The sequence below is a fragment of the Streptomyces pseudoechinosporeus genome (assembly GCF_054783935.1).
The window spans coordinates 140,628-159,122 of sequence record NZ_BAAGPS010000010.1 but is presented as its reverse complement, the minus strand read 5'-3'; the positions used below and the strand labels follow the sequence as shown (position 1 = coordinate 159,122).

Below are 18,495 nucleotides of genomic sequence, written 5' to 3'. Positions count from 1 at the left end.
TGCGGGGACCTACGGTGTGTCGTTGTGGTCCCCGTACGGGACGGTGGGCCGGGGGAAAGGTGTCGAAATGACCGCAGTGTTCGTTCATGGTGTGCCCGAGACCGGTCAGTTGTGGGACCGGCTCCGTGCTCGCCTCTCGACCGACTCGATCGCCTTGGACCTGCCCGGGTTCGGCGTGCCGATTCCCGACGGTTTCGGCGCGACCATGGACGAGTACACCCAGTGGCTGGAGCGGGCCCTGCGGGAGGTCGACGGACCGCTCGACCTGGTCGGGCACGACTGGGGCGCGCTGTTCGTGGCGCGGGTGGCAACGAACTCCGCTGTTCCCGTGCGGAGTTGGGCCATGGACGTGGCCGGCATCCTGCACCCGGACTACGTCTGGCACGAGTTCGCCCAGCTCTGGCAGACGCCGGGAGCGGGGGAACAGTGGGCGAAGGCCTCGGTCGAGGCCGCTCCGGGCAGCCCGGAGAGTCCCGCGGCGCAGCTCAAGGGGGCCGGTGTGCCCGCCGAGGACGCCGAGGCCCTGGGCGAGAAGTTCGACGCCACCATGGCCGCGTCCATCCTGGCCCTCTACCGTTCGGCGACGCCCAACCCGTATGCCCATGCGGCGGCCCAACTCTCCGGCCCTGCCTCCGCGCCGGGGCTGGTCCTCCAGGCCCTGCTCGACCCCTTCGACGACGCTACGGCCTCCGACGAGATGGCTGCCCGCCTCGGCGCCCGCACCGAGCGGCTCGAGGGAGTGGGCCATTGGTGGATGTTGGAGGACCCCGGCACCGCGGCCGCCGCCCTGGAACGATTCTGGGCCGCCGCCGGCGAGGGCTGACCCGAGCACGGCGACCCGCAACTCGCCCAACGGGTACGCGATGTCGCGACCCTGTCCGTCGGGCCAGCCCCTCCGTCCTGGTGGCCCATGAGCAGTACTGGTCAGCCAACTGGTCTGCGAAATGAACAGTTCTGGCGCCGAGTATGGCCACACCGACGGACAGAAAGAAGAGGACCGCGCGATGGTGCACACGATAGTGCTGGGGGCCGGCCCGACGGGCCTGGTGACGGCGATGATGCTGGCTGCCGAGGGACAGCGGGTCACGGTGCTCGACCGTGACCCCTCACCGCCGAAGGGTGAGGCCGCGGCGATATGGAACGACTGGAAGCGACCCGGCGTCCACCAGTTCCCGCAGCCCCACATCCTTCTGCCGGGCGGCTTCCATCTGCTGGCCGCCGAGTTCCCCGCCGTGGTGGATCGGGTCATCGGCCTGGGCGCAAGCCGGCACAACATGATCTCCGGAGCCTATGGCGTGGGGAAGACCGGCAGCCGGCAGCCCGAGGACGACCGGTTCGACACCGTGGCCGCCCGGCGGCCCGTGCTGGAGGCGGCCCTCCTCACCGAGGCGGAGCGGACTCCCGGCGTCACCGTGCGGCGCGGTGTGCAGGTGACCGGTCTGCTCACCGGCATCTCCCGGATCCAGGGTCGCCCTCACGTGACGGGCGTGCTCACCCGGAGCGGCGAGCCGATGAAGGCGGACCTCGTGGTCGACGCGGCCGGCCGTCACTCGCCGGTGGTCGCGATGCTGGCCGACATCGGTGCCACGCCGTACGAGGAGAAGGCTGAGGCGGGCTTCCGCTATTACACGAGGTTCTTCCGCGCGGCCGACGGCATGACGCCCCATGAGGCGCCGTGGCCCCTCCAACATCACGACAGCGTCTCCGTCATCACCTTTCCCGGCGACTCCGGCACGTGGTCGGTGACACTGACGACCTCCGGCCGCGACCAGGAACTGCGCGGCCTTGCCGACACCGACGCATGGCACCGGGCGATGAAGCTGTACCCGACCGAGGCCCACCGGGCAGAGGGCGAGCCCCTCACGGGTGTGCGCGCGATGGGCGGAACGGAAAGCAAGTACCGCCGCTTCGTGATCGACGACCTCCCCGTGGTCACCGGGATCGTGACCGTCGGCGATGCCTGGGCCACCATCAACCCCCAGTTCGGCACGGGCATGACCCTGGGCTTCCGGCATGCCGCTCTGCTACGGGACACGCTGCGCAAGGTCGGCACCGACGACCCTGTGGAGCTTGCCCTCAGGCTCGACGCCGCCACCGAGGAGAACCTCTCGCCCGTGTGGCGGAGTCTCGACGCGTGGGACCGGCACCGCCTCACCGAGATCGACGCCGAGATCCGAGGCGACGTCTACACCACCGACGACGCCGACTGGAACCAGAACGTCGCCATGGACATCGCCAAGTGGAAGGACCTCGCCATCCTGCGCGGCGCCGCCGACCTGGGCAGCCTGCTGGCCGGCCCGGAGGAAGCCCTGGTGAAACCCGGCCTGACGGCGAAGATCACCGAACTCGGCACAGGCGGCCCCCGCTACCCCGAGCCCGGCCCCACCCGCCGGGAGCTGCTGGCCGCCCTGGCAAGCGACTGACGCAGAGGGCGCGTACGCGGGCGACGGCATGAACGTCTCGGTGAACACCCTCGTCGCCCGTATACGCCCACCGCCGAACCGGTCAACTGTCCGGTTCGGCGGTGGGCGTGACGTCCGTACTGCTCATGGCATCCGTACCGCCCAACTCCAGGCGCCACAACAGGTCGCTCATGCGCTCGACGCCGGACACGAGGTGCCTCCGGTACGTACTGAAGGGCAGGCCCAGCCGTGCTGCCGCGGCCTCCTGTGTCGGGGAGCCCTTGAAGTAGGTGACCACGAGGGCGCGGTGTCGCTTCTCGCCGCCCCTCTCGTCCCGCAGCGCCCGCGCGGCCCGGGCGAGGACATCGGACAGACTTTCCCCGCCATCGCGGACCAGGCGGCTGCGGTTCAGGGGGTTGTCCGCAAGTGACTGGGGCCGCCGCACCGCGCGCAGGGCGTCCCGCACCGCCGCGTCGAACTCGGGGCGTGACAGCACCGTCAGCTCGCCGTCCCGCGACTGCTGCCCGGGCACCATCGAGTGGCCCGTCAGCATCGCCTCGGTCTTCGCGGCCAGCCAGGGCCCGGGAGGCTGGAGGCGCCAGTCGTGGCCGAACAGCGCGTAGGCATGGCCTCCGACCTCGGGACGCGTCTTGGCGGGCACCATGTTGATGTCCTCGAGATGGGCGTTCCAGTAGCCGTCGTCCCGCATCACGACGTACGACCAGGCCAGCCGCTCCGCCCGGATCATCTCCCCGGTCGCACGCCACTGCATGAGCGTCATGGGGCACGACGGCCGCTGGTACGCCGGCGGGTGGACGGAGAAGCGGGCCAGCCCCATGTGCTCGCCCGGCCGCAGAGGCCCGGTGGACCGTGCATGCTCCCAGGCGGCGGCGACCACCGGATCGATGTCGGTCCCCTCCTCGGCATCCGACAGGCGCAGCCAGGCGAAGAAGGCGACGACCTCACCGGTGTGGGTGGATCGGTAGACATGGAAGGCCTCGAGCTGCCGGTCCAGCCAGAAGGCGACGACCGAGGCGGACTCGGCGCCCTCCGTCTCCTCGGCCAGGCTCAGCACGCGCTCCCGGTCGCCGGGCGCGTACTCCTGTTCCACGGCCAGGCCGACCTCGCGCCAGAAGTTGAACTCGGACATCTGCTTGTCGGTCCGGAAGAGAAAGATCAGCGCGCCGGTGGCGTGCAGCATCTGGGACTCGGGTGCCGAGCGGAGCTGTCGCAGGTGGTGTTCGAGCATGTCCCGGTGCATCGTGGAGAAGCCTTCCGGGTCACGCCACTTCAGGTCCCCGACGAGCACCTCCCGCACGGCGTCGTGCGGGAACAGCCCGACGCCGGTCGACTCGACGAACGGCTGGCGGCGCAGCCAGGCGAACAGTTCCGGGGCCGCGTCCCCCTGCAGGGCGCGCAGCAGCGACTCGGTGGTGACGTGCGCGTGGGCGCAGATCTCCAGCGCCTTGCGGTGAGCGGCGTCAGGGATGTCCCCGATGAGCTGCGGCAGCAGGATCGCGATGACGTCCTGGCTCGGTTTCCAGCTCGGGGCGGCCGTCTCGTCCTTCGCCGCGACGGCGGCTGCGAGCGCGAGTGCCAGGGGATTGCCGCCGGTGAAGGACAGCAGCGTCTCTTGCGCGTCGACCGGCACCCCGCGTGCCGCGAGGAACTGTACGGATTCGTCGGGGACGAGATTGCGCAGTGCGGTGACCTGAAGCAGGCTGTGCCACCCCGGGTCCGAGGTCAGCCGTGGATCCGGGGCGAGGCGTCCGGCCACGACCACCACGCTGCCGACGGGCAGAGTGGGCAGGAAGCGCTCCCACAGCCAGCCTTCGAGTCCCTGGCAGTGTTCGAACGTGTCCACGAGCAGCACCACGCCGGGCTCGTGGAGGCCGGTGCCCGCCGCGTGCGTGAAGCCCTCGGGTGTCGGGGCGATGATACGGCCGTCCACCTCGACCACCGGACGGCCCGCCGACCGGGCCTGAGCGGCGAACCTGCGTAACAGCATGGACTTGCCGATACCTCCGGGGCCATGCAGGTAATGCACCGGCCTTGCTCCGGGTGCTTCCGCCAAGGCGGCGCGGAACAGGGCGAGTTCCGTTTCCCGCCCGACGAAAGCCCGGTCCCGGCCGACCGCCAGGGTCTGGCCGAGCGAACGCTGCCGGTCGCTGTCTGTCCTCATGACTGACTCCCCCTCAACGACCATCTGGATCCTTCGGGAGTCTTCTCCCGAGGAGGCGGGCCCGCGGTCGAGACCCTGACGTCGTGCCCTCGGACCGGTGGTCGGCCGATCAGTCGAGGACATGCCGCAGATAAGCCTGCGGGTCGGCGAGATAGCGGCGCCAGTGGTCGACGAGGGCGAGTTCGCGCCACTCCACCCGGTGCATGCCGTGCTCGCCGACCTCGACGATGTCCGCACCGGGCAGCGCTGTCAGCAGCGGAGAGTGGGTGGCGCAGATGACCTGGCCGCCCTTCTGCGTCAACTGGTCGATATGGCCGAGCAGTTCGAGGCAGGACGAGAACGAGAGCGCCGCCTCCGGCTCGTCCATCACATACAGCCCGGGCTGGAGGAACTTCCCCCGGAACGCCGCCAGAAAGCCCTCGCCGTGACTGACGGAATCCGGCGCGAACCCTTCCCGGTTCAGTGCGTCCATCGCCGTCTCCGCCCGCAGAAAGAATCCCTTGCGGGCGGACCAACTGCCCAGCATGCGCCGTCCGCCCCGCGCCGCGTCGAAGCGGATCCGCTCACCCAGCACCGACTTGCCGCGAGGGCTCGCATAACGCCAGTCGTGCGAGCCGCCCCAGGAGTCCAGCCCGAAGCCCTCCGCGAGGGCCTCGACCAGTGTCGACTTGCCCGAACCGTTCTCCCCGACCAGGAAGGTCACCGGAGCGGTGAACCGCAGCCCGTCCGCCAGAAGCCGACGAACACAGGGCACGGACCAGGGCCACTTGTTTTCCTCATACGTGGACACGTGTGCGTACGCGCGTTCGACGATCACATGCCGAGTTTCTCATGGGGCGCCGATGCCGCGTGGGACGGCAGGGGGCCCGGTCACGGCCAGGGTCAGCCCGTCAGGTAGCCGCCGGATGCGTCGAAAATTTCGTGGCAGGAAATGCGGCAACCCTTTTGCCCGGAGCGGCAACTGCCTTGCGGCAATGCACGACTTCATGTCACCAGGGCGGTTGAGGAAATGGAAGCGAAGCAGCAGAGGGCGCGGCACCGTAGGCGCAAGGTCGGTCTGTCGATCGGCATCCCGGTGGCGGTGGCCGCGGCGGCAGGCATGGCGTACGGCACGGACCTCGGGGTGTTCGGCGAGGACGCCCAGCAGAACGCCTCCGCGGCGACCCCGGCCCCGGCGTGGGCCGATGACGTCGCCGACGGCTTCGCGTCGGTCAACTCGCAGGGGCAGAACGGCACTTATGGCGGGCGTGACGGCAAGACCGTCACCGTGAAGACCCTTGCCGATCTGGAGAAGTACGCGACGGCCCCGGAGCCGTACGTCATCGTCGTGGCCGGCACGATCAACATGGATCCCAAGGGCAAGGAGATCAAGGTCGCCTCGGACAAGACGATCGTCGGCTCGGGCACCTCCGGGCAGATCGTCGGCGGCGGCTTCTTCCTGGGCCAGGGCGTGCACAACGTCATCATCCGGAACCTGACGATCCGGGACTCGTACGCCGGTGAGTGGAACGACAAGGACCACGACTTCGACGCCATCCAGATGGACGGCGCGCACCACGTCTGGATCGACCACAACGATCTGCGGCACATGGCCGACGGCCTGATCGACAGCCGCAAGGACACCACCAATGTGACGGTGTCCTGGAACAAGCTGAGCGACAACAACAAGACCTTCGGCATCGGCTGGACCGAGAACACGACGGCCGACCTCACGATCCACCACAACTGGTTCCGCGAGACCGAGCAGCGCAACCCGTCCACCGACAACGTGGCCCACGCGCACCTCTACAACAACTACCTGCAGGACGTGCCGAACACGGACATCACCACGTCCTACGGCAACTACGCACGCGGCAAGACGAAGATGGTGCTGGAGAACAGCGTCTTCGAGGGGCTCAAGAACCCCGTCACCAAGGACAGCACCGCGGCGGTGGTCCAGCGCGGCAACGTCTTCTCCGGCACCAGCGGCCGTAACGAGAGCGGTGGCACGGCTTTCGACCCGAAGAGCTTCTACAAGTACACCCTCGACAAGGCGGCCGACGTCCCGGCGCTGCTCAAGTCCGGTGCGGGGCCCCGGACTTCGATCGGCACGGCGGCGAGTGCGGGTACGAGTACGAAGGCGAGCGCCGCCGACACCACCCTCACCGTCGCCAAGGACGGCAGCGGGCAGTTCACGAGCGTGCAGGCCGCCGTCAACGCCGTACCGGCGAACAACACTTCACGGGTCGTCATCTCCATCAAGCCCGGCACCTACCGCGAGCTGGTCAAGGTCCCGCGCGACAAGCCGCATGTGACCTTCCAGGGCACGGGTGCCAGCCGCAAGGACACCGTGATCGTCTTCAACAACGCCTCGGGGACGCCGAAGCCGGACGGTTCGGGGAACTACGGCACCAGTGGAAGCGCGACCGTCGCTGTCGAGGCCGATGACTTCCAGGCCCGTAACCTCACTATCGACAACGACTTCGACGAGGCGAAGAACCAGAGCCTGAACGGACACCAGGCCGTCGCCCTGCGCACCGCCGCCGACAAGGTCGTCCTCGACAGCATCATCGTCACCGGCGACCAGGACACGCTGTTGATGGACACCCAGGCCAAGGACAAGCTCGGCCGGGTCTACGTCAACAACTCCTACATCGTCGGGAACGTCGACTTCATCTTCGGCCGGGCCAGCGCGGTGATCAACAAGTCTGTGATCACGCTGAAGAAGCGGTGGAACGGCGACTCGGCGGGCTATGTCACGGCGCCCAGCACGGCCGCGGGCCGCAAGGGCATCCTGATCGCCAACAGCACCGTCAACGGCGATGTGTCCGCGTCCAGCTTCCACCTCGGCCGCCCCTGGCACGCGGGCGGTGACGCCGCCCTCGACCCGCAGACCACGGTCCGCAACACGTCCCTGAGCAACGCGATCAAGTCCGCTCCATGGACTGACATGAGCGGCTTCTCCTGGAAGGACGACCGGTTCGCCGAGTACAAGAACACCGGCCCCGGCGCCGGCTCCGCGAGTGGCGACCGGCCGCAGCTGAGCGATGCCCAGGCCGCCGACCAGGAGATCGGTGACTGGCTGGGGGACTGGACGCCCAGCGCCTCGTAAGGACACTTTCCGGTCAGGCCCTCCGCTCGGCTCGATCCCGCTGTTCAATAGGAACTGTTCAGTGGGAACGAACGATGCCCGTGAGAGGAGCCGTCCGTGTCCCCAGTGGTCGTGCCGCCCGTCGGTGCGCGCATCCGGCAGGCGCGCACCGCGCGGGGCATGAGCCTGCGCGGTCTGGCGCGGGAGATCGGCGTGTCCGCGAGCCTGATCTCGCAGATCGAGACCGGGAAGAGCCAGCCGTCGGTCAGCACGCTGTACGCGATCACCACCGCGCTCTCCATCCCCGTCGAGTCGCTCTTCGACGGCTTCGACGGGGAGGAGACCGCGCCTCTGCCGACTGCCGCCTCGCCCGTCGCCGGTCCGCCCGGCACCGTCCTGCACGCCCTCGCCGCCTTCGCCGCCGACCCGGGCCACCGCATCGGTCCGCTGGTCAGGGCCGAGGAGCGTGAGGTGCTTGAGCTCGACTCGGGTGTCGTATGGGAACGTCTCGGCCGTGTTCCGGGCACGGACGTCGACTTCCTGCTGGTGACCTACCGCCCCGGCGGCGCGTCCTCCAGTACGGGTGGACTGATGCGGCACCCGGGCACGGAGTACGGCTACCTGACCTCCGGCGAGCTGGTGCTCACGCTCGGCTTCGAGGAGTACACACTCCGGCCCGGCGACGCGGTGTCCTTCGAGTCGACGACGCCGCACCGCTATCGCAACGACGGCGACGAACCGGCCGTCGGCGTCTGGTTTGTGTTCAGTATGCCTTGACACTCTCCTCGGGCGGTCGTTCACTCGAAGGGGAGGTTCGCCATGGCGATCCGTACGTTCGGCCCCAACGCCGTCGACTGGGAAGAGCGCGTCGACCTCGACCGGCTGCGCAAGGAGCGCCTTGCCCGGCTGCACGCCGCGCTGAACCGTTCCGAGCTGGGCGCCCTGCTCAGTTTCGACTTCTCCAACATCCGCTATATGTCGTCCACCCATATCGGCACCTGGGCCATGGACAAGCTGATCCGCTTCGCGCTGCTCGTCCGCGGCGGCGAACCGGTCGTCTGGGACTTCGGCTCCGCCGCCCGCCACCACCAGCTCTACAACCCCTGGCTCGACTACAGCGACGGCAAGGGCGGCCCGCCCACCGGCGCCCGCGCCGGGATCTCCACCCTGCGGGGCGCCTTCCACCCGGACGCCGGGATCGCCGAGGACGTCGCCGCCAAGATCGCCCAGGTGCTGCGCGAACACGGCCTGGCGGGCGAGCCGTTGGGCGTCGACCTGGCCGAGATGCCCGTACTGCACGCCCTCAAGGAGCAGGGCATCGACGTCGTCGACGGCCAGCAGGTCTTCCTGGAGGCCCGCCGCATCAAGACCCCCGACGAGATCTCCCTGCTCACCCAGGCCTGCTCGATGGTCGACGCGGCGTACGAAGAGCTGTACGGCTATCTGCGCCCCGGCGTACGCGAGAACGAATGCGTCGGGCTCGTCAGCAAGGTCCTCTACGACCTGGGCAGCGAGTACGTCGAAGGCGTCAACGCCATCTCGGGGGAGCGCTGTTCACCCCACCCGCACGTCTACAGCGACCGCCTGATCCGCCCCGGCGACCCCGCCTTCTTCGACATCCTGCACAGCCACCTCGGCTACCGAACCTGCTACTACCGCACGTTCGCCGTCGGCAGCGCCTCCGCCGCACAGCGCGACGCGTACGTCCGCTGCCGCGCCTACATGGACGAGGCCATCGCCCTCGTCCGGCCGGGCGCTACGACCGCCGACATCGTCCAAGTCTGGCCGCGCGCCGAGGAGTTCGGCTTCCCCGACGAGACGGCCGCGTTCGCGCTGCAGTACGGGCACGGGGTGGGCCTGTCGATCTGGGAGAAGCCCATCTTCAGCCGCCTCGTCTCGCTCGACCATCCCGAAGTCCTCGAAGAGGGCATGGTGTTCGCGCTGGAGACGTACTGGCCGGCCGCGGACGGCTGGTCGGCGGCGCGAATCGAGGAGGAGGTCGTCGTCACCGCCGACGGCTGCGAGGTGATCACCAAGTTCCCGGCCGAGGAACTCCTTGTCGCGGGCCGCAAGTACTGGACGGTCGGCGGCGCGCTCAACACCCGGCGCGAGGCCCAGTCCCACCTCAACACTCCCGAGGGCAGGGGCGAGTCATGACCGGCGCGGCATCGACGAATGCGGGTCAACTCCTCGCGCTCTACGAGCAGATGGCCGTGATCCGGCGTACGGAGAAGGCCGCCCACGACCTGTTCCTGGCCGGCCTCGTCAAGGGCACCACCCACCTCGCCTCCGGCCACGAGGCGATCGCCGTCGGCGCGAGCGCGGCCCTGCGCGACGACGACTACGTGTTCGCGACCTACCGCGGCCACCACCACGCGCTGGCCCGCGGCGCCACCCCCGAGGAATGCCTCGCCGAACTGATGAGCCGCGCCACCGGCCTGTGCAAGGCCAAGGGCGGCTCGATGCACCTCACCAAGGCGTCGCGCAACATGCTCGGCTCGTACGCCATCGTCGGCGCTCATCTGCCCATGGCGGTGGGCGCCGCCTGGTCGGCCCGGCTGCGCGGCACCGGACAGATCGCCGTGGCGTTCTTCGGCGACGGTGCGACCAACATCGGCACCTTCCACGAGGCGCTGAACCTGGCCGCCGTATGGAAACTGCCCGTGCTCTTCATCTGCGAGAACAACCTCTACATGGAGTACACGCCGATCGCCGACGTCACCGCGGTGGCGAACCCCGCGGCGGACCGTGCGCCCGCATACGGCATCCCCGGCGAGATCGTCGACGGCAACGACGTGGTCCTCGTCCAGAAGGCGGTGGGCCGGCTGGCGGACCGGGCCCGTGCGGGAGACGGGCCCAGCCTCCTGGAGGCACAGACCTACCGGCACTTCGGCCACAGCCGCTCCGACCCGGCCACCTATCGACCGGCGGCGGAGGTGGAGCGCTGGCTCAAGCACGACCCGCTGGATCTCGCCCGCGGCCGGCTCGCCGAACTGGGCGTGCCCGAGGAAGCGGTCACGGAAGCCGAAGCTCGCGCAACCGACCTCGTACAGCAGGCAGTTGAGGCCGCGAAGCAGGCGCCTGCGGCCGATCCGCGGGAGGCGCTGACCGACGTATGGGCCGACGGAGGTGTGGCGTGGCGGACGTGATCACCTACCGCGAGGCGGTCGCCGAGGGCATCGCGCGTGAGATGCGGCGCGATCCGGCGGTCGTCTGCCTGGGGGAGGACATCGGCGCGGCGGGCGGGGTGTTCAAGACGACCGTCGGGCTGCACAAGGAGTTCGGATCCGAACGGGTGTGGGACACGCCGATCTCCGAACAGGCCATCGTCGGGGCGGCGATGGGCGCCGCGATGACCGGGATGCGGCCCGTCGCGGAGATCATGTTCTCCGACTTCCTCGCCTGTTGCTGGGACTACCTCGCCAACGAGATACCCAAGGTACGGTACATGACGGGCGGTCAGGTCACCGTGCCGCTCGTCGTCCGCACGGCCAACGGCGGTGGTCTCGGCTTCGGCGCCCAGCACTCCCAGGCCACCGAGAACTGGGCGTTCACCGTCCCCGGACTGAAGATCGCGGCACCGGCGACACCCGCGGACGTGATCGGCATGATGGCCGCCGCTGTTCGCAGCGACGACCCGGTGGTCTTCTTCGAGCACAAGGGGCTGTTCGCGACCAAGGGGCCGCCCGCGCCACCGGACCACGTCGTCGAGTTGGGGCAGGCCGCCGTCGTACGCGAAGGTGCCGACGTCACGCTCGTCGCCCTCGCCTCGATGGTGCCCGTGGCGCTGACCGCCGCCGAACGGCTGGCCGAGGAGGACATCGACGCCGAGGTGATCGACCTGCGCTGCCTGGTGCCGCTGGACACGCGGACGGTGCTCGGCTCCCTCGCGAAGACCTCGCGGCTCGTGACCGTCGAGGAGAACCCCTACCAGGGCGGATGGGGCGGCACCCTCGTATCGGTCGTCGCCGATGAGGGATTCGGCCTTCTCGACGCGCCCGTACGCCGGGTCGCGGCCGAGTGCGTGCCGCTGCCCTTCGCGGACGCGCTCGAAGAGCAGGTCATCCCCACCGTCGACAAGGTCGTGACGACGGTCCGGCAGCTCGCCGCGTACTGAACACACCATGAGAGGAAGGGCGATGACCAGTCGGATGCTTCTGCGCTCGGGCCACGTGATCTCGATGGACCCCGGCATCGGGGACCTGCCCGAGGGAGACGTACTGATCGAGGACGGGAAGATCGCGGCGGTCGAACGGGAGATCTCCGCCGAAGTGGACGCCGAAGTCCTCGACATGACGGGCCGCATCGTCGTGCCGGGCTTCGTCGACACCCACCGTCACACCTGGGAGGCGCCCATCCGCGGTTGCGCGCCCGACGCCACGCTCGACGACTACTTCGTGGAAGTCCTCGACACCTTCGCGCCCGTGTACGGCCCCGAGGACGTGTACGCGGGCAACCTCGCGGGCTCGCTGGAGTGCCTGAACGCCGGGATCACCACCCTCGTCGACTGGTCCCACATCAACAACACGCCCGAGCACCCCGACGCGGCGGTGCGGGCGCTGAGCGAGACCGGGATCCGCGCCCAGTACGCGTACGGCAGCGCCAACACCTCGCTCGCCGACTACTGGTTCGACAGCAAGATCGCCATACCGGCGGACGATGTACGACGGGTGAGGGAGCGTCACTTTGCCTCGGACGACGCCCTGTTGACCATGGCGCTCGCCACCCGCGGCCCGGGATTCTGCATCAACGACGTCGTCGAGGCCGAGTGGCGGCTCGCGCGCGAGCTGGACATCCCGATCACCGTGCACGTCGGCATGGGCCGGCTGGCCGGCCGCTTCGGAATGGTCAAGCAGCTGCACGACCTCGGGCTGCTCGGCTCCGACACCACCTACGTCCACTGCTGCTACTTCAGCGAGGAGGAGTGGCGGATGGTCGCCGACAGCGGCGGCACGGTCTCCATCGCGCCGCAGGTGGAGCAGCAGATGGGGCACGGCTGGCCGCCCGTGATGAAGGCGATCGAGTACGGGCTGCGGCCTTCGCTGAGTATCGATGTCGTCACCACCGTACCCGGCGACATGTTCACCCAGATCCGTGCTGCCTTCGGCGGCGAGCGTGCCCGGGTGAACGCCGAGTGCTGGCAGGCCGACACACCCGTCCCCGCAACGATGCTGACCGCACGTCAGATGCTGGAGATCGCCACCGTCAACGGCGCGCATGTCGCAGGACTTGAGCACCGCACCGGCTCACTGACCCCCGGCAAACGCGCCGACATCGTCGCCATCGACGCCACGGCCCTCAACATCGCGCCCCTCATCGACCCCGTGGCCGCGGTGACCCTGTGCGCCGATGTGTCCAACGTCGACACGGTCATCGTCGACGGCACGGTCCGCAAGCGCGACGGCAAGCTGCTTGCCGACACCGCGCGGGCGCGGCGCCTGGTCGAGGAGTCCCGCGACCGGCTTGTTGCGGCGGTCGAGGACCGGAAGAAGAAGCAGGCGTGAGGAAGCCCGGGCGGAGGGCGCGGAGGAAAGGGCGGGCATGACCCACTTCGTCGTACGGCGGGAGGCGGACGCCACGTTCGCCGCCTTGCCCCAACTGCCGTACAGCAGCAGCGGATTCCGGCGACGGACGGTCGTCGACGAGGCGGACGGCGCCGTGCACAGCGGCTTCGGCGTCTGCGAGCTGGCGCCGGACGGAGCGATCGGCGCCCACGTGAACGCGTACGAGGAGTCCTTCCATGTGCTGTCGGGCACGGTCATCCTCGACGTACCCGAAGGCTCGTACCTGCTCGAGGAAGGCGACTACGGACTGCTGCCGACGGGCGTGCCGCACGCCTGGCGCGGCGCCGGGGACACCGCCGCACGCTGGGCGGACATGCTCGCGCCGGTGCCGCGGGCCCGCTACGGCTACGACACCCAGGCCGTGCCCGCGCTGCCGGCCCGCGAACCGGTCCGCATCGACGTACGTGACCCGCGCACCCGCTCCTTCGGCCACTTCGAGGCCGCTCAGATGGACCCCGGCAAGCAGTCCCAGGACCTCCTCGCCGTGTCGGCGAGCATGCGGACCGCGCTGCTCGTCTACAGCGGCATCACCGTGAAGATGATGGTGGACAGCGATCTGGGTGCGGTCGCCTCGACGATGTTCATGGTGCAGTACGCGCCTGATGGCGTCGCCGGCAGCCACGACCACCCCTTCGAGGAGACGTATCTGATCGTCGAGGGCACCGTGGACGCCACCTTCGACGGCGAACGCCACCGGCTCGGCGTGGGCGACGCGGCCTGGGCGGGCGCCGGTTGCGTGCACAGCTTCGCCAACGCCGGTACGGGGCCGGTGCGTTGGCTGGAGACACAGGCACCGCAGCCGCCGTCGCGGCATTCCTACCGGTTCACCAGGGACTGGGACTATCTGCGGGAGACGTTGGGAGAGAAGCGATGAGCAGCGTGGTCGTCATCGGCGGTACGTCCGGGATCGGCCGGGAGTTCGCCCGGCACCGCGCGGAGAGCGGCGACGAGGTCGTACTCACCGGGCGCGACGCCGGCCGGGCCGCCACCGTCGCCAAGGAGACCGGCGCGGCCCTCGGGCTCGCCCTCGACCTGTCTCGGCCGCACGAGATCGCCGCGGCACTGAGCGACGTCGGGCGCGTCGACCACCTGGTCCTCGTGGGGATTTCCCGGGACAACAACAGCGTCACCGAGTACGACATCGACGCGGCCGTCCATCTGGTCACGCTCAAGCTCGTCGGCTACACGGAGGTCGTGCACACGCTGCGGCCGAGGCTTCACGACGACAGTGCCATCGTGCTGTTCGGCGGGCAGGCCAAGGAGCGTCCCTACCCGGGCGCGACCACGGTGGCCACCGTCAACGCGGGCGTGACCGGCCTCGTGCACACCCTCGCCACAGAACTCGCCCCGATCCGCGTCAATGCCGTGCACCCGGGCGTCGTCGGCGACAGCCCCTACTGGTCGGGCAAGCCGCTCGACGCCCTGGTCGAGAGAACGCCGACGGGCCGATTGGCCACCATGGGGGACGTGGTGGACGCCGTGGACTTCCTCCTTGGCAACCGCTCGGTCAACGCGGTCAGCCTGAGCGTGGACGGCGGGTGGTTGGTGCGATGACGGCTCGGACCTTCGAACCCCGTTGCTCACCCGGCCTTCGCAGCCTTCAGTCCTCTTCCTCCGCGCGTTCCTCCGCACGCCGCGGACAGCCCTCCACGACCTTCTTGTCGAGTGCGGCCCGCACCAACGCGGCTGCCAGCACAGCCGGTTCGGTGTGACCGGCGAGCTTCACCAGATGGTCGGGATCCTTGGGCAGCCCGAGCCGTTCCGCGCCCTGAAGAGTCTTCGCGTCGAGATAGGGCGCGGCCTCGGGCCAGACCCGCTGCACCTCGCGCAGGAAGATGTCCACGCCGGCCGGACCGAGACCCGGTATCTCCCGCAGCAGAGAACGCAGTTCGTCGAGACCGCCGTCCGCCTCGTCGCGCATCCGCCGCAGATCGCCGCCCCAACGCTCCAGCAGCAGCTCGGCACCCTCGCCGAGCATCGTCGCCGTGCGCTCGTCGTAGCGCCGATAGCCGCCCTCGCCCAGCGCGTCGACCCGCTCCTGCCAGCTCGCGTCGGCCATCCGGCGCGGATCGCGCATCCCCGCCTCGTACAGGGCGCGGGTGGTCGCGACGGCGACGGAACCGCGGATCCGCGCGCTGAGGAGACAGGCCATGACCAGGGTGCGGTACAGCGGCTGCGGCGTGTTCCGCAGCTTGATGCCCGCCTCCTCGGCGAACGTACGGCCGTGTTCGGCGATCAGCGTCTCGATGACCCGGCTGTCCCGGGCGGCGCGGTTGTCTCGGCCGGCCATGGCTACGGCCTGAGCGGGTCGTGGCCCAGCGTCATCAGCCGGTGACGGCGCTCGGTCTGCTGGGCCGTGGGCTCCTGCGCGGGGTCCGTCTGGGCCTCGACCGTGTCCACGACCTCGTACATCACGCTGATGTCGTCCTCGGTGAGGTCCGTGCGACGCTTCTGGAGGATGGCCAGGACATGCTGACCGGTGGGCGAACCCGCGTGCTCCGGCAGCGGTTCGGTCTCCTCGTCGGCGTCACTGACCTTCAGCCAGGCGGCCAGTTCCTGCGAGGTCATGTTCACCACGCGATGGAACTCGTCCCACAGCGCCTCGAGTTCGAGGGCGTCGGCCATGACGTACTCCCTCCGTTCCGGCGCCTTGCGGTCGTCAGTCGCGTGGCCAGTTCTCGGCCTGGAACATCCAGCGGTGCTTCTCGAGGTCGGCCGTGAGCGAGATCAGCAGATCCTGGGTGACGCGATCGGCCTCGTCCGTCGCCCGGATCCGTTCCCGCAGCTGCCCGATGGTCGTGTCCAAGGACTCGATGAGCAGGCCGACGACCTCGGTGTCCTGCACCCAGCCTTCCTTCGGGCTCTGGTGGGCGCAGGTCGCGGCGATGGTCTCGGGCCGGCCGTCCGGCGGGATGCCGAGTGCCGCGGCGCGCTCGGCCACGGTGTCGGCGTACGAACGTGCCGTGGCGACGACCTCGTCGAGCTGGAAGTGAATCGTGCGGAACCGTGGGCCCACGATGTTCCAGTGGACCTGTTTGCCGATGAGTGACAGTCCCAGCAGGTCCACCAGGGTGCCCTGCAGGGCGTCCCCGACCACCTGACGTGCGGCGTCGGGAAGGGTGCTCTTCACCACAGTCATGATGCGTTTCTCCTTGTGGCTTCGCGGCTTGTGACTTCGGGGCTCGTGGTCTGACGTCGGACAAGGCGAAGCAGCGCCGCGCGTTCCTCCTCGCGCGTTCCGCCCCACACACCCGAGGTCTGTCCGGTGTCGAGCGCCCAGGCCAGGCACTGGTAGGACACCGGGCAGCGGGCACAGATCCGCTTGGCGGCCGCGATGTCCTGCAGGGCCGGGCCGGTCGTGCCCACGGGGAAGAACAGTTCCGGGTCCTCATCCGCGCAGGCCGCTCTGCGAAACCACTCCATGCGGGCGCGAGTGCCCAGGGCGGATCAGCGGAAACACCCGCGATTCGGATCCCGGGCACGCGGTCCGCTCAGTCCCCGAGTACGCGGTCCACGAAGCCGGTCACGTCCGCGAGGACCACGGCCCTGTCCGTCTCGTTGAACACCTCGTGCTGCGCGCCCGGGTAGACGCGCTCGGTCCAGTCGGCTCCGCGCAGTTCCTCGACGCCCGCGCGGCTGGCGGGCAGCGGCACGATCCGGTCGTCGTCGCCGTGCAGCCACAGCAGCGGGAGGGCGCCCACGCTGCCGCTCTTGGAGATGGTCTCCAGCGTACGGACGAACGCCTCCAGAGTCGGGCGCTTGAACGGGCCGTGCCAGACGAGGGGATCCGCCGCGTACGCCTCGCCGACCGATGGGTCGCGCGAGAGCGTCGCCGGGTCGATGGGGACGTCGGGAATCGGGTCGTGCGCCAGCAACTGCCGGGGAACGCGCCAGTCACCGATCACCGGCCCGGACAGCACGAGGGCGGCAAGACCGTCCCCGTACCGCTGTGCGTACCGCGCCGCGATCAGCCCGCCCATGGAGTGGCCGATCAGCACGACGGGAACGCCGGAGTGCGCGGCGCGGGCCAGCCGGTCCACCGCGTGGACGTCGGTCACCACGTCCTCGAAGTCCTCAATCAGCACCGGCTCGCCCGCCGACTTCCCGTGCCCCATGTGATCGGGCCCGAACACCGCGGCGCCATGCCCGTTCAGTACGTCCGCCACGTACTCGTACCGGCCGATGTGCTCCCCGTAGCCATGGACCAGGAGCGCGACGTACCGCGGGCGCTCCCTTGGCCACTCGCGTGCGGTGATGCCGCCCCTTGTGCCGGTGAGGGTGTGCTCGTGGGAGTCGGCCATGGCTCCTCCATCGACGTCGGCGAAGGTTCCGGAGGATCTTCCCAGGGAGCGGGGCGGCGGTCCACAGTGCGGGACCGGTGCTCTGTCTCTATGGGCAAGGGGCCAACTGGCGAGACGGTCCTGACACGGTGAGATGGCTGCGCATAGCATCGGTTCCCGCATGAACACGATGACGCTCTGGCACATCTCCGTCTGGGAGTTCGCCGCACTCGCCGCCGCGGCCATGCTCGTCGGCTTCTCGAAGACCGCCGTGAGCGGGGCCAACACGGTCAGTCTCGCGATCTTCGCCGCCGTCCTGCCCGCCCGCGCCTCGACCGGCGTGCTGCTGCCCGTGCTCATCGTCGGGGACGTACTCGCCGTGCTCACCTATCGCAGGCACGCGCACTGGCCCACGCTGTGGCGGCTCTTCCCGGCGGTGGCGGGAGGTGTGGTCGTCGGCACGGTGTTCCTGATGTGGGCGGACGACCAGATCGTACGGATGTCGATCGGCGCGATTCTGCTGCTGATGGCCGGGGTCACGGTGTGGCGCCGCCGGAAGGCCACGGCGGAGGAGGAGCCGGAGGAGGTGACCTCGCGAACAGGCCGGATCAAGGCGCGTTCGTACGGTGTGCTCGGCGGCTTCACCACGATGGTCGCCAATGCGGGAGGCCCGGTGATGTCGATGTATCTCCTCTCCGCGGGCTTCCGCAAGCTCGGCTTCCTGGGGACCTCGGCCTTCTTCTTCCTGATCGTCAACGTGTCCAAGGTGCCCTTCAGCGTGGGCCTCGGCCTGATCGACGGCCGCTCACTGCTGCTGGACGCCGCCCTCGCCGCCTTCGTCGTCCCGGGTGCTGTGATCGGCAAGCTCGCCGTGGACCGCATCAACCAGCGGCTCTTCGAGCAGCTGGTGATCGCGGCGACGGTGGTGGGCGGGGCGCAGCTGCTGCTTCGCTGAGCCGGCGCTTTGTCGATGCCTGTGGCGTCGATTCCTCGTTGA

18 protein-coding genes are annotated in these 18,495 nt (G+C 69.5%); 11 read left to right on the top strand and 7 right to left on the bottom strand.

Going from position 1 to position 18,495, the window contains the following annotated elements; genetic code table 11:
• Positions 1 to 67 precede the first annotated feature (67 nt).
• Together ACYVO6_RS15940 and ACYVO6_RS15935 are read left to right on the top strand one after the other, a co-directional pair.
• Positions 68 to 823 carry an alpha/beta fold hydrolase gene (locus tag ACYVO6_RS15940; RefSeq protein WP_461061667.1) on the top strand — a complete coding sequence of 252 codons (756 nt, stop codon included), beginning with the start codon at positions 68 to 70 and terminating at the stop codon, positions 821 to 823.
• A gap of 181 nt (positions 824 to 1,004) precedes the next feature.
• Positions 1,005 to 2,423, top strand: coding sequence for an NAD(P)/FAD-dependent oxidoreductase (locus tag ACYVO6_RS15935; protein ID WP_461061665.1), 1,419 nt, complete (start codon positions 1,005 to 1,007; stop codon positions 2,421 to 2,423).
• 82 nt (positions 2,424 to 2,505) lie between these two features.
• Here ACYVO6_RS15935 and ACYVO6_RS15930 read toward each other — a convergent pair whose 3' ends face one another.
• Entirely contained in the window at positions 2,506 to 4,584 is a 2,079-nt protein-coding gene (locus ACYVO6_RS15930) for an AAA family ATPase (RefSeq protein ID WP_461061663.1), read from the bottom strand.
• A 109-nt stretch (positions 4,585 to 4,693) separates the two neighbouring features.
• A complete protein-coding gene (locus ACYVO6_RS15925; RefSeq protein WP_461061661.1) occupies positions 4,694 to 5,401 on the bottom strand; it encodes an AAA family ATPase in 708 nt (235 codons plus the stop codon).
• A gap of 192 nt (positions 5,402 to 5,593) precedes the next feature.
• Here ACYVO6_RS15925 and ACYVO6_RS15920 point away from each other — a divergent pair, with 192 nt between their 5' ends.
• From ACYVO6_RS15920 to ACYVO6_RS15885, 8 genes are all read left to right on the top strand, one after another.
• Positions 5,594 to 7,675, top strand: a complete 2,082-nt coding sequence (locus ACYVO6_RS15920) for a pectinesterase family protein (RefSeq protein WP_461061659.1) — start codon at positions 5,594 to 5,596, stop codon at positions 7,673 to 7,675.
• Between the two features lie 96 nt (positions 7,676 to 7,771).
• The gene (locus ACYVO6_RS15915; protein WP_461061657.1) at positions 7,772 to 8,431 is read left to right on the top strand and encodes a helix-turn-helix domain-containing protein; all 660 of its coding nucleotides are present in this window, start codon (positions 7,772 to 7,774) and stop codon (positions 8,429 to 8,431) included.
• 42 nt (positions 8,432 to 8,473) lie between these two features.
• Positions 8,474 to 9,811, top strand: coding sequence for a M24 family metallopeptidase (locus ACYVO6_RS15910; RefSeq protein WP_461061655.1), 1,338 nt, complete (start codon positions 8,474 to 8,476; stop codon positions 9,809 to 9,811).
• Positions 9,808 to 10,803: a thiamine pyrophosphate-dependent dehydrogenase E1 component subunit alpha gene (locus ACYVO6_RS15905; protein WP_461061653.1), complete on the top strand. Its 996-nt coding sequence runs from the start codon at positions 9,808 to 9,810 to the stop codon at positions 10,801 to 10,803. Before ACYVO6_RS15910 ends, ACYVO6_RS15905 begins: the two co-directional genes overlap by 4 nt.
• Positions 10,791 to 11,771 carry an alpha-ketoacid dehydrogenase subunit beta gene (locus tag ACYVO6_RS15900; RefSeq protein ID WP_461061651.1) on the top strand — a complete coding sequence of 327 codons (981 nt, stop codon included), beginning with the start codon at positions 10,791 to 10,793 and terminating at the stop codon, positions 11,769 to 11,771. Before ACYVO6_RS15905 ends, ACYVO6_RS15900 begins: the two co-directional genes overlap by 13 nt.
• A 22-nt stretch (positions 11,772 to 11,793) precedes the next feature.
• A complete protein-coding gene (locus ACYVO6_RS15895; protein ID WP_461061649.1) occupies positions 11,794 to 13,158 on the top strand; it encodes an amidohydrolase family protein in 1,365 nt (454 codons plus the stop codon).
• Between the two features lie 37 nt (positions 13,159 to 13,195).
• On the top strand, positions 13,196 to 14,092 hold the full coding sequence (locus tag ACYVO6_RS15890) for a cupin domain-containing protein (protein WP_461061647.1): 897 nt from the start codon (positions 13,196 to 13,198) through the stop codon (positions 14,090 to 14,092).
• The gene (locus ACYVO6_RS15885) at positions 14,089 to 14,772 is read left to right on the top strand and encodes an SDR family oxidoreductase (protein ID WP_461061645.1); all 684 of its coding nucleotides are present in this window, start codon (positions 14,089 to 14,091) and stop codon (positions 14,770 to 14,772) included. Before ACYVO6_RS15890 ends, ACYVO6_RS15885 begins: the two co-directional genes overlap by 4 nt.
• A gap of 46 nt (positions 14,773 to 14,818) precedes the next feature.
• Here ACYVO6_RS15885 and ACYVO6_RS15880 read toward each other — a convergent pair whose 3' ends face one another.
• The 5 genes from ACYVO6_RS15880 to ACYVO6_RS15860 all read right to left on the bottom strand — a co-directional run bounded on the left by ACYVO6_RS15880 (position 14,819) and on the right by ACYVO6_RS15860 (position 17,519).
• Positions 14,819 to 15,508, bottom strand: coding sequence for an HhH-GDP family DNA glycosylase (locus tag ACYVO6_RS15880; protein ID WP_461061643.1), 690 nt, complete (start codon positions 15,506 to 15,508; stop codon positions 14,819 to 14,821).
• A gap of 2 nt (positions 15,509 to 15,510) precedes the next feature.
• Entirely contained in the window at positions 15,511 to 15,843 is a 333-nt protein-coding gene (locus ACYVO6_RS15875; RefSeq protein ID WP_461061641.1) for a DUF3140 domain-containing protein, read from the bottom strand.
• Positions 15,844 to 15,877: 34 nt separating this feature from the next.
• Positions 15,878 to 16,357, bottom strand: coding sequence for a Dps family protein (locus tag ACYVO6_RS15870; RefSeq protein WP_461061639.1), 480 nt, complete (start codon positions 16,355 to 16,357; stop codon positions 15,878 to 15,880).
• Positions 16,354 to 16,641, bottom strand: coding sequence for a WhiB family transcriptional regulator (locus ACYVO6_RS15865; RefSeq protein WP_461061637.1), 288 nt, complete (start codon positions 16,639 to 16,641; stop codon positions 16,354 to 16,356). Before ACYVO6_RS15865 ends, ACYVO6_RS15870 begins: the two co-directional genes overlap by 4 nt.
• 68 nt (positions 16,642 to 16,709) lie before the next feature.
• A complete protein-coding gene (locus tag ACYVO6_RS15860) occupies positions 16,710 to 17,519 on the bottom strand; it encodes a lysophospholipase (RefSeq protein ID WP_461061635.1) in 810 nt (269 codons plus the stop codon).
• A gap of 160 nt (positions 17,520 to 17,679) precedes the next feature.
• Here ACYVO6_RS15860 and ACYVO6_RS15855 point away from each other — a divergent pair, with 160 nt between their 5' ends.
• Entirely contained in the window at positions 17,680 to 18,453 is a 774-nt protein-coding gene (locus ACYVO6_RS15855) for a sulfite exporter TauE/SafE family protein (protein ID WP_461061633.1), read from the top strand.
• Positions 18,454 to 18,495: the final 42 nt, after the last annotated feature.